Annotated in this window: 14 protein-coding genes and 1 pseudogene; 9 read left to right on the forward strand and 6 right to left on the reverse strand. The window is 65.4% G+C overall.

Annotated elements, in window-relative coordinates:
* Positions 1-19: 19 nt before the first annotated feature.
* Entirely contained in the window at positions 20-880 is an 861-nt protein-coding gene (locus tag DVK07_RS13110; protein ID WP_121597482.1) for a 3-hydroxyacyl-CoA dehydrogenase family protein, read from the forward strand.
* A 49-nt stretch (positions 881-929) separates the two neighbouring features.
* On the opposite strand, the gene DVK07_RS13115 is transcribed toward DVK07_RS13110, so the two are convergent.
* Together DVK07_RS13115 and DVK07_RS13120 are read right to left on the reverse strand one after the other, a co-directional pair.
* The gene (locus DVK07_RS13115; protein ID WP_121597483.1) at positions 930-1,610 is read right to left on the reverse strand and encodes a phosphate ABC transporter permease; all 681 of its coding nucleotides are present in this window, start codon (positions 1,608-1,610) and stop codon (positions 930-932) included.
* Positions 1,611-1,698: 88 nt separating this feature from the next.
* Positions 1,699-1,977: a zinc ribbon domain-containing protein gene (locus DVK07_RS13120; RefSeq protein ID WP_121597484.1), complete on the reverse strand. Its 279-nt coding sequence runs from the start codon at positions 1,975-1,977 to the stop codon at positions 1,699-1,701.
* A 138-nt stretch (positions 1,978-2,115) separates the two neighbouring features.
* On the opposite strand from DVK07_RS13120, the gene DVK07_RS13125 reads away from it, so the two are divergent.
* Positions 2,116-2,388 carry a hypothetical protein gene (locus tag DVK07_RS13125; protein ID WP_121597485.1) on the forward strand — a complete coding sequence of 91 codons (273 nt, stop codon included), beginning with the start codon at positions 2,116-2,118 and terminating at the stop codon, positions 2,386-2,388.
* A gap of 121 nt (positions 2,389-2,509) precedes the next feature.
* On the opposite strand, the gene DVK07_RS13130 is transcribed toward DVK07_RS13125, so the two are convergent.
* Both DVK07_RS13130 and DVK07_RS13135 read right to left on the reverse strand, forming a co-directional pair.
* Entirely contained in the window at positions 2,510-3,826 is a 1,317-nt protein-coding gene (locus tag DVK07_RS13130; protein ID WP_121597486.1) for an MFS transporter, read from the reverse strand.
* Between the two features lie 98 nt (positions 3,827-3,924).
* Positions 3,925-5,724, reverse strand: a complete 1,800-nt coding sequence (locus DVK07_RS13135; protein ID WP_121597487.1) for a PAS domain S-box protein — start codon at positions 5,722-5,724, stop codon at positions 3,925-3,927.
* Between the two features lie 143 nt (positions 5,725-5,867).
* Here DVK07_RS13135 and DVK07_RS13140 point away from each other — a divergent pair.
* From DVK07_RS13140 to DVK07_RS13145, 3 genes and pseudogenes are all read left to right on the forward strand, one after another.
* A pseudogene (locus tag DVK07_RS13140) lies at positions 5,868-6,035 on the forward strand (DNA polymerase IV); the annotation flags it as partial.
* A 1,131-nt stretch (positions 6,036-7,166) separates the two neighbouring features.
* Positions 7,167-7,709: a hypothetical protein gene (locus DVK07_RS22225; RefSeq protein ID WP_147441159.1), complete on the forward strand. Its 543-nt coding sequence runs from the start codon at positions 7,167-7,169 to the stop codon at positions 7,707-7,709.
* A gap of 719 nt (positions 7,710-8,428) precedes the next feature.
* Complete coding sequence (locus DVK07_RS13145; RefSeq protein ID WP_121597488.1) at positions 8,429-9,265, forward strand: HNH endonuclease; 837 nt, start codon at positions 8,429-8,431, stop codon at positions 9,263-9,265.
* An 11-nt stretch (positions 9,266-9,276) separates the two neighbouring features.
* On the opposite strand, the gene DVK07_RS13150 is transcribed toward DVK07_RS13145, so the two are convergent.
* Together DVK07_RS13150 and DVK07_RS13160 are read right to left on the reverse strand one after the other, a co-directional pair.
* Positions 9,277-11,031, reverse strand: a complete 1,755-nt coding sequence (locus tag DVK07_RS13150; protein WP_147441160.1) for a hypothetical protein — start codon at positions 11,029-11,031, stop codon at positions 9,277-9,279.
* Between the two features lie 311 nt (positions 11,032-11,342).
* A complete protein-coding gene (locus DVK07_RS13160; protein ID WP_121597491.1) occupies positions 11,343-12,389 on the reverse strand; it encodes a site-specific integrase in 1,047 nt (348 codons plus the stop codon).
* 18 nt (positions 12,390-12,407) lie between these two features.
* Between DVK07_RS13160 and DVK07_RS13165 the strand changes: the two genes are divergently transcribed.
* The 4 genes from DVK07_RS13165 (at position 12,408) to DVK07_RS13180 (ending at position 16,052) form a co-directional block, all read left to right on the forward strand.
* Complete coding sequence (locus DVK07_RS13165; protein ID WP_233565424.1) at positions 12,408-13,901, forward strand: DNA polymerase IV; 1,494 nt, start codon at positions 12,408-12,410, stop codon at positions 13,899-13,901.
* 49 nt (positions 13,902-13,950) lie between these two features.
* Entirely contained in the window at positions 13,951-14,397 is a 447-nt protein-coding gene (locus tag DVK07_RS13170; protein WP_121597492.1) for a hypothetical protein, read from the forward strand.
* Positions 14,398-14,512: 115 nt separating this feature from the next.
* Complete coding sequence (locus tag DVK07_RS13175) at positions 14,513-15,091, forward strand: NUDIX hydrolase (protein WP_121597493.1); 579 nt, start codon at positions 14,513-14,515, stop codon at positions 15,089-15,091.
* An 85-nt stretch (positions 15,092-15,176) separates the two neighbouring features.
* Positions 15,177-16,052 (forward strand): CPBP family intramembrane glutamic endopeptidase, encoded by an 876-nt coding sequence (locus tag DVK07_RS13180; RefSeq protein ID WP_121597494.1) that lies wholly within the window; start codon positions 15,177-15,179, stop codon positions 16,050-16,052.
* Positions 16,053-16,096: the final 44 nt, after the last annotated feature.

The following is a 16,096-nucleotide window of genomic DNA, read 5'->3' on the forward strand; positions in this document are numbered from 1 at the left end:
CGGCGCGGCAGCGGTCCGCATGCGAGAACTCTTCGAGGTGGACGTCGTCGGCGTCGTCGGCGCCGGGACGATGGGCAACGGCATCGCGCAGGTCGCGGCGGCCGCGGGCTACGACGTGGTGATGCGGGACGTCGAGGACGAGTACGTCGAGCGCGGCCTCGACAGCGTCGAGGACAGCCTCGACCGATTGGCCGGGAAGGACGCGCTCGACGAGGAACCAGAGGTGATCCGCGACCGAATTACAGGCACGACCGACCTCGACGACCTGGCGGCCGCCGACCTCGTCGTCGAGGCCGTGATCGAGGACCTCGACGTGAAACGCGAGGTGTTCGGCGACTTGGACCGCGTCACCGACGACGACGTCGTCCTCGCGACGAACACCTCCACGCTGTCGATCACGAGCGTCGCGAGCGCGACCGACCGCGCGAGCGACGTGGTCGGCCTCCACTTCATGAACCCCGTCCCGATCATGGACGGCGTCGAGGTGGTAGTAGGGGAGCGCACGGACCCCGCGGTCGTCGACTTCGCGCACGCGTTCGCGGAGGACCTCGGCAAGGAGACGTGGGAGGCCGACGACAAGCCCGGCTTCGTCACCAACCGGATCCTGATGCCGTGGATAAACGAGGGGATCCGCGCGTACGACGAGGGGGTCGCCGACAAGACCGACATCGACCGCGGGATGAAGCTCGGCACGAACGTCCCGATGGGGCCGCTCGAACTCGCCGACCACATCGGCCTCGACGTGGCGCTCGACGCCAGCGAGACGCTCCACGAAGAACTGGGCGACCGCTACAAGCCCGCCTACCTCCTCAAGCGCAAGGTGGAGGCGGGCGACCTCGGCAAGAAGACCGGGCGGGGGTTCTACGAGTACGACGACTGAACGGAGCCAGCGACGCGTGGCGGAGCGCCCCGCCGGGCGCCGCGAGAAGTCAGGCCGCGTCCGCGTCGCCGTCGCGGTCGTCGTCCGCCGTCCACCGCCGCGCGCCGGGCAGGAGCCCGACGAGCTTCGTCACGTAGCCGAACCGGAACAGCCCCAGCTGCGAGAGCGCCCCGAGGAGGAACACCGCGAGGAACGCCGGCGCCGAGAGGTCGAAGAGGAGCGGCTCGACGGTCGTCTCCGCGGCGGCGGTCTCGAAGCTCGCCGGCGTGAGCGATCGCGACGCGAACGCCGCGCCGATGAGCGCCGTCGAGATCACGAGCGTCGTCCGGGTGAGGACGAACCCGAACAGCGCGCCGACCGCGACGCCCGCGAGCGTCGCGCCGACGAGCAGCGCCGTCCCCTCGATCCCGGCGGCGTCCGCCGCGTAGAAGGGGCCGACCGCGAACCGCCCGGCGAACCCGCCGACGACCGCGCCGATCCCCAGCACCGCGAACGAGAGCCCGGCGTACGCGAGGAAGCCGCCGAGGAGGCCGCCGACCCCGACCGCGCCTGCGGTCAGGACCGCGCCGTCGACCGCGATCAGGCCGACGACGTTCGGCGCGAAGAGGTAGCCGGCGCCGGCGCCGACGAGCAGCCCCGTCAGCGTCACCGCGTAGACGGATACCGCCGCGCCGACGAACGCGAGCGCCAGCCCCGCGAGGACCAGGCCGCCGGTGAGTGGGGTGAGCATGTGGGTACCGTGGCGGCCGCTGGTATTTAAATTGTCGCGACCGAGGCGACGCGAAGCGCGCGGTCGGGGGGATCGGGGGCGACCGCTTTCATCGCGCCCGGCTCGCGGCCTGCCGGTCGATGTACCGCGTGTAGCCGCCGACGGCCAGCCCGAAGCCGACGACGAGCAGGAGGAACCCGAGGAGGCGGCTCGTCCCGACGGTCATCACCGTCAGGACGACGCCGAACAGCAGCGCGAACACCCCGGCGACGACGACGCCGACGTCCAACAGCGGAGAGGGCTGGATGCTCCGGCAGTGCGGACAGATCCGCGCGTCGGCGGGGATCGGCTCGCGGCAGTCGACGCAGCGGAGGCGGTCGCTCGGCACGCGAGGCGGTTCGGCCGCGACCGGTTTGGCTCTGTTGACCGGGAGGCCGCCGATCAGAACGGACCGCGGCACGCGGCGCGGACGGTTCCCGGACGATCGCCACCGGGATTTATCCGTTCGGACCGCTCGGACGGCGATATGGGAGACGATCCGACGATCCCACTCGGGGACGTTCGACAGAGCGATCCGGGGAGCGACCGACAGGGAGCGTTCAAACGAGGCTGGACTGCGGCCGTGAAAGACCTCGACGACGACGCGGCGCCGTCGAAGTACGCCGAGGGGCCGCCGCCGGAAACGCTCACGTGGGATAGCCTCGGATACCGGCTCGGCAGCGTATTCGGCGAAACGGACGACGACCTGCGGCAGGAGTTGTTCGATTGGTGTAGACAGAAACAAAAGCGAGAGTCCTGATCGAAATCGTCGCGTGTTGCGTCCGAACACTGGGTCAAGTACGTTCGCCGAACCCCGTCGTCGGCTGGTTCGGCCAAGCGACCGAACGCACGACGCGCGGCGGCGTCCGCATCTCCGCCACTCAGTCCGCGCCCGCCGCTGCGGCCGGCTCGTCGCCGACGTCCAGCGTCTCCTCCACCTGCGTGAAGACGGCGATCAGCGCGAGCGCGGCGGCCGCGGCCCCGACCGCGAAGGGGACGACGAAGCCGAAGCCGTAGAGCCAGCCAGAGGCCAGCGGGCCGAGGGCGACGCCGAAGCCGAATCCCATGGTGAGCACGGAGAGCGTGGTTCCGGACTCGCCCTCGCGGGCGAGGTCGCCGGCGAGCGCGAGCGACGGGGCGAACACGCACGCGACCGCGACCCCCTGCCCGAGCCGGACGAGCATCATCAGCGCGGGCTCCGTCACGATCCCTTGGAGGAGCGTGGTCGGGACGAGGAGGACGAACCCGGCGAGCAGGAACGGCCGGCGGCCGATCCGGTCGCTGGCGCGCCCCACCGGGACCTGGAAGATCACGTTGGCGATGGTCACGGCCGCGAACTGGGCGCCGAACCAGACCGGCGGCTGGTCTAAGCGGACGTTCACCTGGTTCTGGAGCGTCGCGAACAGCGCGATGCACGCGCCCATCGCGACGGTCGCGAGCCCGAGCGTGAACACGGGGTCGAGCAGGCGGTCCTCGCCGCGGACCCGGATCGAGACGTCGTCGCCCGCCTCGGCCTCGACGTCGGCGTCGCGGACGAGCAGGAACACGAGCGTGAAGCTGAGGTACGCGCCCGCGCAGGCCGCGACGAAGGCGGCGTCGAAGCCGTCGAGGACCGGAAGGCCGACCGGCGAGAGGTCGTACGGGCCGGCCTCGACGACGGCGCCCGCGAGGACCGGGCCGAAGCCGAAGCCGATGAGCCGGAACGTGTTGTACACCCCGAAGTTCCCGCCGCGGTCGGCGTCGCTCGCGGCGTACTCGTTCACTAAGGCGACCGTCGCGGGGATGATGAGCGCCGCGCCGAGCCCCTGGATCGCGCGCAGCGCGACCAGCGCGGGGTAGCTCGTCGCGATCGTGTACAGCCCGCTAGCGGTGCCGAGGAGGAGGATTCCGGCGAGGACGAAGGGCCGTCTCCTGCCGACGCGGTCGGACAGTCTTCCGGTAAAGGGCTGCGAGAGGCTGTTGAGGAAGCCGAAAAGCGAGAGGACGACCCCGATGAGCAGCGGCTCGGTCAGCGTGACCGCGGCCGCGCCGACCCCGATCTCCGCGCCGAGCAGCCCCTCGATGTCGACCACGTCGCTGGTGATGTACAGCGGCAGGACGACGATGAGGAAGGAGTTCCCGGCCGCCCCGACCATCCGCGCGAGCGCCAAGACGATCACGCGCCGGTCGGTCTCGGCGATGTCGGAGAGCGAGCCCATTCACTCCGAGTTCGGAACGGAGCATAAAGGCGCTTGTGAACGGCGGGAGTCGATCCGCTTTCGGGCGCGGAACGGCGCGTTCGGCGGGGAAATCCGCCTCAGGGCGCCGCCGGCGTCCGCCGCTCGATCCCGCGGACCTCGAACCGCGCGCCGCCGTCCTCGCCGGTCGTCGCCTCGACGGTCCAGCCGTGCGCGGTGGCGATCTCCTGAACGATGGCGAGCCCGAACCCGGTGTTCCCCGCGGTGCCGCTCTCGCCGGGCTCGAAGAGGGAGTCGGCGATAGCGGGGTCGATCCCCGGGCCGTCGTCCTCGACGAAGAAGCCGTCCGAGAGGTCGCCGACGCGGATCGAGACGTCCGAGCCGGCGTGGTCGACCGCGTTGCGCATCAGGTTCTCGAAGAGGTTCCGGAGCCGGTCGGGGTCCGCGAGCACCTCGCGGTCCGTTTCGACGGAGAGCGCCGCGTCGGCGGTGTCGACGGTCGACCAGCTGTCGGCGACGACGTCCGCGAGGTCGACGGGTTCCGGGTCGCCGACCGTCTCCCCCTCCCGCGCGAGGGTGAGCGTGCGCTCGACGATCGACTCCATCCGCTCCAGCGCGTCGAGCGCGGCCGACAGGTTCTCGTCGTCCCCGTCGTCCCCGTCGGCCGCCGCGTCGTGGGCGAGTTGGACGCGCCCCTGCGCGACGTTGAGGGGGTTCCGCAGGTCGTGCGAGACGATGCTCGCGAAGGAGTCGAGCCGGTCGTTCTGCCGTTCGAGGGCCCCCTCGCGCTCCTTGAACGCCGTGATGTCCTCCTGGAAGCCGACCCAGTGCGTCACGGTGCCGTCGGCGTCGCAGATGGGGGCGATGCTCACCCGGTTCCAGAACTCCGTGCCGTCCTTCCGGTAGTTCAACAGCTCGACGCTCGTCGACTCCTCGGCGTCGATCGCCTCGCGGAGCGCCTGGACCGATTCTTCCTCCGTGTCCGGCCCCTGGAGGAACCGGCAGTTGACGCCGATCGACTCCTCGCGGTCGTAGCCGGTCATCTCGACGAACCGGTCGTTGACGTACACCATCGGGTTGTCCTCCTGTGCGGGGTCCGTGATGGTGATCCCGACGGGCGCCTCGTCGAGCGCGCGGGTCTTCGTCTCCAGCTCCTCGCGGCGCTCGCGCTCGTCGGAGACGTCGCGGAGGATGCCGACGCTGCCGTCGAACGACTCGCCCTCGTACGGCAGCGCCGCCATGTGGTCGCGACAGGGGATCGGCTCGCCCTCCTTCGGGACGATGTCGACCCCGAAGTGCTGGACGTCGGGGCCGTCGTCGGAGAGGATCGTGCCGAGCCGCTCTTCGGCCTCCGCCACGGCCGCGTCGTCCTTGATGAACGCGGGCGTTCGACCGACGATCTCCTCGCGGTCGTAGCCGGTGAGCTCCGCGAACGGCTCGTTGACGAACCGGAAGACGCCGGTCTCGTCGACGACGTAGACGGGGTAGCCGAGCGCCTCGATGACCGTCGAGTAGCGCTCGGCGATCTCCTTCGTCCGGTGCTCCTCGACGGCCTGATCGACGCGGTTCGCGAGCCGGCGGAGCTGCTCGGGGCCGCCCTTCTGGAAGTATCCGGTGACGCCGGCGTTGAGCGCCTGACTCGCGATCTCCTCGGACCCCTTGCCGGTGTACAGCACGAAGGGTATCTTCCGGTGGCGCTCGCGCAGCGTCTCGAAGAACTCCAGCCCGTCCATCGCGGGCATGTCGTAGTCGCTGACGACGCAGTCGAACGCGGCCTCGTCGAGCCGGTCTAACGCGGTTTCCGGGTCGGTCACGCTCGTCACCGCCACCGCGTCGATCTCCCGCTCGAAGTACGCCTCCGTGAGGTCGAGGACCGAGGGGTCGTCGTCGACGTGTAACACGTCGATCGCTCCGGGCATACCGGCGTAGTACGGGCGCACGGAATAAACGACTACCGCCTCGGCTATCGGATCTGGATCCGGGCTCGCGCCCGCCGGGGGCGGCGTCCACTTCCGGCGCGCGTGGCTGATTGTTAAGTCCGCGGAGCGCGGAGCGGCACGCGATGACCGACGGGAGGCCCGTCGCCGGAGAGACGCTCCCCGGCGCCGGCGACGAGGGCGACGACGCCGTTGACCGCGTCGTCTGCCACGTCGACATGGACTGCTTTTACGCCTCCTGCGAGCGGCTGCGCCGCGACGACCTCGCGGGCGAGCCCGTCGTGGTCGGGATGTTTTCGATGGGTAGAACCATCGAAACTTATTAGCGGCGTAGTTCGTGTTTGCGCGTCAAGCATACGCTTGTGTCGCACCCTGTCGCCGTCTCGGATGTTCACCGTTTGGATCTGGGGTTGAGATAACAAGCGCACGTCCTGCGGCAATTATTGCGAGCTTGGAGGGATAATGTGATACCAGCTATCGGCGACGGTTCACGACATCGGAAATGTACTGTGAGATGGTGCTGTTCGTTAGGCCCATATCTTGGGCTATCTCCCCAATCGGTTTGTCGTGAATAGCGAACAGGTAAGCAGCGATGTATGGTTTCCCGTGAACACTAACATCTACAGGTACGTAGCCTAAGTCAGCCTCATCGTCTCGACAGCCTGTTTCCGAGATTATCGCGCCCCAAGCCAATGCCCGCCGACGCGTTCGGTCAGCTGGGGCCAGTTCCTCATTTGTGAACACGTAGTAGGCTCTTGGAGCGTCAACCCAGTAACGAATCCTCGGTGGAGCTTCCTCCGAAGACCCAGTCTCATTATTATGTGCTCCCCGTCCAGTAGCCGAGTTAGAGCGGTACACCGAGACATAATCACCATACTGTGCTATCTGCTTTTCCTCAGCCATGAGACCCCGTCATAGGTTGTCTAGGCGGTATGTGTAGTATTGTGGTTAGACCCATTGTCTAGGCTTCTTTTGAGTTGTATACATTTCATCTACTGCTTATATTTGAGTAGATATACTTTTTGTATACATGCGTCGGCCCCTACAGCCAGTGTATCTATACTTCCTAATCATTTAGTTCTGAACGCTGAGGGTCTTTTGCTTGAAATCGCGTACCCCATATAATCCACGTTTGCTTGGCGAGATATATTCATTTGAGGTCGGCGCGTGGGCGTTTATATACTTAGGTCGAATCGGACAACCTGCGAACGGGAGTTAGAAGGGTCGTCTCGGCCGTAGAGGCGACTTACGCACTCGGTAGAATCATCTCTCTCGTTCGTTGAACAGGAAGGGTGCGGCCCGTGGAAAGCAAGCACCCATCAAGCACCCACGGCCACCGTGGTGAACGCCGCAGGCTCAGGTAGCCGTATATCGGCGATCATGCTGAGTCCTTCGGTGAAACGGTGGGTCCAAGAGAGACATCCATGAACGACGAAGACAACGACAAGACGACCGAATCGCCGAAGACCGAACCCGCGCCAACGCCGCTCATCTCTGCGGCAGACGTGCCAATAGCGGACCGCCCAACGGTACATATCCCAGAGGAACGGGTGTACCCACTGTCCGAACACGCACGACAGATTGCTGAGACGTGGTCGGGTACATCGAGGGATCACCTCACGGGGCTGCTCGGGGAGGACGGCGTCGCAAAGCGGCTTGGTATCGCGGAACAGCTTGACGTGGAAGTCTACACGGATGGTGGAGACGGCGGAACCGACCTCCGCTATCGCGGGGCTACTATCGACGTGAAGACAGTCGGGCGTCATCGATCAAACCCCGATCTCACTGTCGATGCGTACAGCCCGCTCAACGCCGACTACTACGCACTCGCTTCTCGTATTGGTGAAACGGATATTCGTCTCATTGGGTACGCTCCGCGAGACTTTGTCGCTAACGCACCTACGTTCAGATATGAGGATAGACCGTACCACTGCGTGGAACAGGAGTACCTATTCCCGTTTTTCTGAGACGAATACGTAGGGTATCATCATACTGACTGCGTTGAATCGTTATCAAAAAGTGTCTCCAGTTCTATTAGTAGGACGTGAGGAAACGAACGGGACACGAGAGGTGTTCCGTCGTAGTCTTACGTGGAACCCTCGTGTCATAGGGCTTCGTCACAAGGAGATTGTCCGTTATATCGTGTTACCCGCGACTGAAACTCGTGGAGAAAGTCGTTGCTGTGGATATACGTCTCGCGTATATCTCGCCCGATAGGAACGTCGTCGTGGCGACAGGGTTGGTCGTGTAGTGTAACTACGGAGGTGTCCCTGTCGCCTGAACTATTTTGATATTTTTGAAGGTGGGACCCAAAGCAAGCCCCCTGTAGGTAGATTAGCGAGAGCCTGAAATTGTCAAAAACATGGGGAGGCCCTCCAATCACGAGTGCTCTGCCGTGATTGTTCAGGCTGATTACGGACTCTTCTGCGGATCGAACGACCCTGTGGCGACGGGGAGCCGTCGGAGGGAGTAATTGGGGAGAAGTATGAGTTTGACTATCAGACTGCGCCGTAGGTCGAGTTGAAACGGAGGAGTCGGCTTCGGTAGGGTGGACTGGTACGGGCAACGCCCCCCACCGTCCTACACCGCCTCTCCACACATCCCTGACAGTCCCCGCAGGGCGACCTGCGCACGCGCGTAAGGGCCTGCCAAACGCTTATTGGTTGACTTGTTGTCCGCTTCTGTAATGGCCGACGGGTGGGAAACATACCCACACGACTGGGATGAACGTCGTCGTGCGGTCTACCAGCGGGACGAGTATCAATGTCAGAACTGCGGTCGACGTGGTGGGGCGGCAGGCAACGCGGAACTACACTGCCATCATATTGTTCCTAAGAGCAAGGGCGGGTCACACGACACAAGCAACCTCGTGACGCTTTGTCGAGACTGTCATAACCAAGTCCACGATCACCACATCCCGAAGATGTCGGACGTGAGCAGCGGGAGTCGTGGGCAAAACACGGGGTTAGACGACTGGCAATCCTCAACGCAGGCAAGTGAGAGCCTTCAGGCAGTTGCGGATGAACACTTTGAGTCCAATACAGAGGCCCCCAACGGTTCAGGTAGTGCCACAACATCCAGCAAGGAAGCACCTGCGGGCGATAGTGTTCCTTCTCGTCGGATGCCCACACGAACGTGGGTCGGCTCATTCGGTTGGATTCTATACGGGACTATGCTGTTTACGGTTGTTGCCATTACGGTAAGTGGAAGTTCCAACGAGGCGTTGATGATTCTCGGTGCTCCGTTCTACGTCCTCGGTATCCCGCTAATCCTCTTCTGGACGAGTCCGTACAGGAAGGAGACGATTAGTGTACTCTTGTTAGCTGTGCCTGTTTGTGTCGTACTTGGTATTGTTGCGGGTCTGTTCTTTGAGTCAGCTGTTATTCGTGGTGCGACGGGGTACCCCGCGATTGCCTTTTCATACGCTCTATCTCGCTTTGAGACTTCAGACACCTCCTACTACGAAAAAATACGTGAGCGGTATACCGTGGATATGGAGACCAACGGACCAAACCACAACTAATCTGGTCGACTCTATGAGATAGACTCTACCTCAAACTGCCGAAGCGCGTCGAGCGAGTCCGCGAGTTTCCTCACGTTGTGGGTGCCGAACGTATGACGCCCGTCCCCTGCTACGTCAGCAAACGCCGCCATTTCAACCGCGGCGTCGGGTTCGGCTCCGTGGAGCGCAAGTTTGGGCAACTGCGTTGCGAGATAGATTGCTCCACGCGACTGAACGTCGTTGTCGGTCAATCTATCTACGCCTTTCTCGTCGCGTAACACGTCGTCAAACGCTCCTGTCGTATCCGTGCGGGCGGAGAGTCGCTCGGGGTCCGCAAGTAGTGGGTCGGACTCAACGCGGACGACGCCGTCGGTAAGCGTCACGTCGTCGGGGTCGTACCTGACGGGCGTCTCCCCCGTGGAAGCGTTCTCATCAGGGACATCGTCGGCGGTAGAAGGTGCGGCGGCGGAGTCTTCGGTGGTTTCACCACGGGGTGATGGGCCGCCGCGAGTGTCTCTGCCGACAGTCCCCTCGGCGCTGTCGCCGTCGTCGAGTGCGGGGCCGCCGTGGAGATCGTCGGCAGCGTCTATCCTGATGTGGGATTCGGCGGACCCAAACGCGGCGGCGTTGAGATACCGTGTGACCATCGGCGTGAAATCCGAGTGTTCGACATCGTCGTCAGGGTCGTGGTAATATCCGTACCAATGGACGTGGGGCGTTGCCCACTTTTCGGTCCCTGCGAACGTCCAGACGTGTGAAATACGCCCGTTACCGACGTTTCTCGGGATTTCATCGCGTGCTTCGGCCCATGCGTCCTTTGTATCCTGAATCAGTCTGTACGGCGTCACAAGGCGGTCATTGGCGTCTGACGGCGAGGGGCGAAGGCTCACAAGGACTGTTGTGACCGTCTCGGTACGGAGTGGCCCGTTCGCAGTGAAGCCGTCGCCGTCGGTAGGATTGGGACCGCCCGCACGGAACACGGCAGAGTCCGCCTTCATCATCCTCGCGTACTGCTGGCGACCGCGTTGAACGTCGTTGCCCGCTCGGTCGTCCGCGACGTTCGCGCCCTCAGCAACGCGGTATATGCGGCGAGCGCCTGCGAGGGTGACGGGGACGGGTGCGGGGCAGTTGATCGGCCCGCCGTCGCCGTCAAGGAAGTGGCGCTTCTCGCAGTTCCCGCACCCGCAGGCAACGTACTTCGCAGGGTAGTCATCGCTATACGGGGCCGACGGCGGCGCGACGAGTGACTCGTCTCTGTGTTGCTTCGTGACTCGGTAGGTGGATGGTGTCACGTCAGTCGGGCCTTTATATACCCCTGTCCCGCGGTCTGGATTGGGATTGCTGGTGTGAGTGGGTGACTCGGTGGTTGGGGAGTCTGTGGGTGGGCGGAAACGGGGTGTTAGCGGTGTTATATCGTTCCGCGGGATGTCCTCCATCGGGACTGGTTCAAAGTGATCGACATCGAACGGATGGACGGGCGTATCGTTGCTACGACGAACGAGGAAACTCGGCGGTTGCCCTGGTTCTGTTCCGTCCGTCCCTTCCAGTACATCCGCGAAAGCTCCCTCTGTCACGGCGTCACGGATGTCGTACGCTTCCTTCGCACGGTGGACTGCGGTCTTGGATACCTTGGTGTCGAACGTCTCGCTAAGGGCGTCTGCCGTCTCTCTGAGGGAACAAACGTGCTCGTGGAGGGCGCACCGCAGCACGTCGGGCTGACGGTGAGGGTCACGTCCGTCGTCGGGGTTGTACCGATCTTGTAGATCGGCGGATAGTTCCGACGACACTATTTGACCCTCCGTCCGCTGCCGTCGACATCCTCGATCTCTTTTGTTGGAGTCCAATTCCTGTCGTCGTACTTGCTGGAGTCTGTCATGGTTGGATTGACAGACCCGACGGCGTCACTCGTCGCGGATCCGATTGACCCGAACCGTTTTTAGCGGAGAGAATATACGAACGTGTAGACACAATCCCATCGTGTCTGTTCTAAAGGGCGTAGGAGCGCCCTGTTCCCCCACCTTATCGAGCGTCGTACTCGGACTGATTAGTCTAACATAAATAGGGCAAGCGGCGATAAAAATGTTGGTCTGTGGGTGTGCTACTCAGTTTCTGTTACGTCCGAGAGATACTGTCTCCGTTGTTCGGCACGTTCCTCCTCCGAACGTGCGTCGTAATGCCGATCCAGCGTGGCGACGGAGACGTTCATCCGATCCGAAATCGCTCGGTCAGGGACATCTCGTTTCAACCAATAGGTAATCGCACCGCGACGGATGTCATGGGGACGAATATTGTGAGGACACTCTACGGAACTGTCGTAGCCTCCTGTGTACTCACAGTCCATCGGATCCTTATCGGCAGGACACGGCTGGTTGTACTGACAGGGGCAGGTCCATTTGTAGACGTGCTTGGAGAGGTGGCGCTTATCCATCCGTCCGTTTTTCGTTGCGAACAGCGGTTCCCGTCCGTGATCGTCGGTAACGGGCGAACGGTTCACGTCGATGTAATCCTCAACGACAGCGACAGTCTCCGCGGGAACAGCCACGATCCGCTCGCCCTGTTCTCCGTTCTTGAGTCGGGTTCCCTGTTCGGGGCGGTGCCGTAGTTCAATCGTTTCGTCGTCGGGATCTATATCTTCAACGTCGAGACCGTGGATCCCCGCGATCCGAGCGCCTGTCTGCCACAACAGTAGCAGTAGGACGTGATCAAACGACGCGTACTGGTACTGCTCCAAGAAACTCAGTATCGTCGTTGCCTCATCGGGATCCATGTGACTCTCGCGGATGTTTTCCCCTGGTTCAAGCGACGGGACAGTCACCTTCTCGGGGAGCGATTCCTCGACGGCGTCGATCGAAACGCAAAATCGGAGAAACTCCCGCAGTTCCGAGAGTTGCGTCTTGAGTGTGACGTTGTTAATCCCGTCCTGTCGCCAGTTCTTGTAGCGGAGGAGATCCCGCCCACTCAACCGATTCAGATTGATACAACGGGGTTCCCCATCGTTGTCTTCGCCCTCGCACCATCGTATAAAAAAGCCAAGGCGGTACTTCTTCGCTTCCACGGTGTTTGGGGACAGTTCGCCCTCACAATCCGCGAGATACATCTCGTAGGCGTCTCGCGGGTCGATAGGTTCGAGTGTGGTCGCTGTCATAGTTGAAACGAACAGCCGATGACCGACGACGGGGAGGACACGTTGGCTGCCTACGCCGACGCAGCCGTGCGTGAGAGGCGCGACGACGCCGTTGACCGCGTCGTCTGCCACGTCGACATGGACTGCTTTTACGCCTCCTGCGAGCGGCTGCGGCACGACGACCTCGCGGGCGAGCCCGTCGTGGTCGGGATGGGGTACGAGCCGGGCGACTCGATCGGGGCGGTCGCGACCGCGAGCTACGAGGCCCGCGAGTTCGGCGTCGAGAGCGCGATGCCGATCTCGGAGGCCCTGGAGCTGCTCCCCCGCCGCGCCGACGCCGACCGCGACGACCCGGACGCGCCCGACCCCGAGGAGACCGGCCGATACCTCCCCGTCGACCTCGACTTCTACGAGGAGGTCGCAAGCGAGGTGAAGGCGGTCTTACGCGACTGCGCCGACACCCGCCGGGAGGTGAGCATCGACGAGGCGTACCTCGACGTCACCGACCGGACCTCGTGGGCGGTGGCGGGGGGCGGCAGGAAGGCGGCGGACGACGGCGACGGCAGCGACGGCGACGGGACCGACGACGGTCTCGACGACCCCCCGCCGAGCGGCGCCGCCGGGCCCGCCGAGGCGCGGACACTGGCGGAGGGGTACGCCCGCCACGTGAAAGACCGGATCGAGCGGGAGGCGGGGGTGCCGGCGAGCGTCGGCGTCGCCCCGAACATGTCGGCCGCGAAGGTCGCCAGCGACGCCGACAAGCCCGACGGCCTCGTCGTCGTGCCGCCGGGGTCCGTCGCCGAGTTCCTCGCGCCGCTGCCGACCGCCGACGTCCACGGGGTCGGCCCCGTCACCGAGGAGACCCTCGCTGAGCTGGGAATCGAGACCGCGGGCGACCTGGCCGCCGCCGACCGCGACCGCCTCGCGGAGGCGCTCGGCGAGCGCGGCCCGGAGCTCTCCCGGCGCGCCGCCGGCGACGACGACCGCGAGGTGACGCCGACCGGGCTCCCGAAGAGCCTCTCGCGGGAGTCCGCGCTGCCGACGACCGCCGACGAGGCGACGAAGCGCGAGACCGTCTCCGCGCTCGCCGCCGACGTGGCCCGCCGCGCCCGCGAGCGCGGCTGCCTCTACCGCACTATCGGGATCAAGGCGGTCGAGCCGCCGTTCGACGTCAACACCCGCGCCCGGAGCCTCCCGGGTCCCGTCGACGACCCGGACCTCGTCGAGGAGGTGGCGCTCGACCTCCTCGACGAGTTCGACGAGACGCGCGTCCGCAAGCTGGGCGTCCGCGTCTCCAAGCTCGACTTCGCGGAGACCGACCAGGCGACGCTCGGCGGGTTCGAGGCGGGCGACGGCGGCGGCCAAGGGCAGGGCGGAAAACGAGAGACGCGGAGTGAGGAGGGCGACGGCGGAAAGCTCACCGACTGGGTCGGCGGGCCCCCGGACCGCGACGGCGACGAGTCCGGGTCGATCGCGGACCGCGGGCGACGGGGAACCGACGAGGGACAGGCCTCCCTCGGCGACTGGTCGTGAATCTCGCCTGACACGCAGATTTATCACGCAGTCGAAACGATCCGCGGGCATGTCCCTCGCTCGCCGCGTCCTCCTCGGCTCGGACCCGAACGGCTCGCCGCGTCGGCATCGGCTCCTCGTCCCGCCGCTGCTCTTTCTGGTCTCCTTCGCCGCCTACGCGCTGGGCGTCTTTTCCGTCTCCGGCGGGGTCGTGTTCCTCGCGTTCGACGCCGCGGCCCTCGGCGTCCTCGTGACCGCGGGCCTCGCCTACCGAGGGGCCGGGATGGCGCTCGCGTGGGCCTCCGTCTACGGGGCGCTGCTGGGGAGCAACGCCGACCACTACCTGCTCGGACTCCCGGGCCGGCCCCTCGGGGAGCGCGTCGGGGCGCTCCTCGAACTCGACGGGCTCGTCTTCGTCGGCGTCGAGGCCCTCGCGTTGGGGACAATCGCGTGGGTCGTCGGCGCGGTCGCGAGGCGAGCAGTCGACGAGCTCCGGGACCGGCGACGGGACGTTTAGGTCCGGGCCCGGCGGCGGGACGCTTCCGCGGAGTAGCGCCCCCGACGGGCGACGCGCCCGCCGAGTGACGCCGCGGAGTGCGGGGATTTAGGTCCCCGACCGCCGACCCGAACGCATGGACGACCTCTCGTGGGAGACGCTCGACTCGGCCGTCGACTACACCTGTCCCGGCTTCGACGTGCGGCGCGACGAGGTGCGGTTCCCGAGCGGCGAGACAGACGGGTTCCACTACGTCGACGAGCCGCCGGCGGTCGTCGTGCTCCCGCTGACGCCCGACGGCGACGCCGTCGTCATCGACGAGTGGCGGCAGGCGGTCGGGCGGGTGAACCGCGGGATCCCGGCGGGGACGATGGAGCCCGAGGATGAGGGGGACGAGAGCGCAGACGGCGATCCGACGGACGACGCGGTCGAGCGCGCCGCGGCCCGCGAGCTCGCCGAGGAGACGGGGTACGAGGCCGAGGCCTTCGAGCGGCTGACGACCGTCGAGCCGACGAACGGGATGGCGGACTCGGTCCACCACCACGTGCTGGCGACCGGCTGCGAGCCGACCGCCGAGCGCGAGCTGGACCACAACGAGTCGATCTCGGTCGAGACGGTGCCGTACGACGACCTGCTCGCCGCGGTCGTCGACGACGAGCTTCGCGACGGGCGGGCCGTCACCGCGGTGCTGTGGTACGAGCTGCTCCACCGGTGACCGCGGCTCGCACGCCCGCGAGACCGCCGTCCGCGCGCCTTCCGACACGGACAACCATTTTGCCGAGCGCCGCCTATCCCGGGCAATGACAGATCCCTCCAGCGGCGATCCGGCCCCGGACGGCGGGGTGTCCGAGGAGTTCGACGAGATCGACCCGGACCCCGTCGACGACGCCGGCGGCCCCGAACAGACCGGCGGGTCGCCCGGTATCGCGGTCGCGACGGCGCTGGTCCTCGGCGTCCTCGGGCCGGTCATCGCGCTCGCGAGCGGCGTGGCCGTCTTCGCTATCGACTCGCTGGCCGGCGGGCTCTCCTTAGTCGCGAGCGTGGTCCTCACGCTCGTCCTCGGCCAGTACGTCGCGTTCGGCGGGCTCGCGGTCGGCTACCTCGCGTGGCGCGGCTTCGACCGCGAGGGGATCGTCTCGTACCTCGGCGTCCGGGTGCCGAGCCTCAAGGAGGTCGGGATCGTCCTCGGCAGCTGGGTCGTCATCCTAATCTTGATCCTCGTTGTCTCGACGATCGTCCAACTTCTCGGGACGGAGACGGCGGCGAACCAGAGCGCGGAATTGGCGATGGGGAACCCGGCGATCATCCCGCTTTTCATCGCGGCCTCGTTCCTCGTCATCGGCCCCTGCGAGGAGATTCTCTACCGCGGCGTCGTTCAGGGTCGGCTCCGCGAGTCGCTGCCGGCGGCCCCGTCGATCCTGCTCTCGGCCGCCATCTTCGCGACCATCCACGTGATGGCGCTGACCGGCGGCCTCTCCGCGCGGCTCACGACCGTCGTCATCCTCTTCGTGCCGAGCTTGGTGTTCGGCGCGGTGTACGAGTACACCGAGAACCTCGTCGTCCCCGCGCTGCTCCACGGCCTCCACAACGCCGTGATCTTCACCGTCCTCTACGTCACGGTGACGCAGGTCGGCCCGGACGCGATGCCGGCGGTCCTCGGGTTCTTCCCCGTCTGAGCGGTCGAACCCGCTGACGAGGAGTTCCCGACAGGGTTTCCGAT

The sequence above is a fragment of the Halorubrum sp. Atlit-26R genome, from assembly GCF_003666015.1.
In the GTDB taxonomy this organism is placed as follows: Archaea; Halobacteriota; Halobacteria; order Halobacteriales; family Haloferacaceae; genus Halorubrum.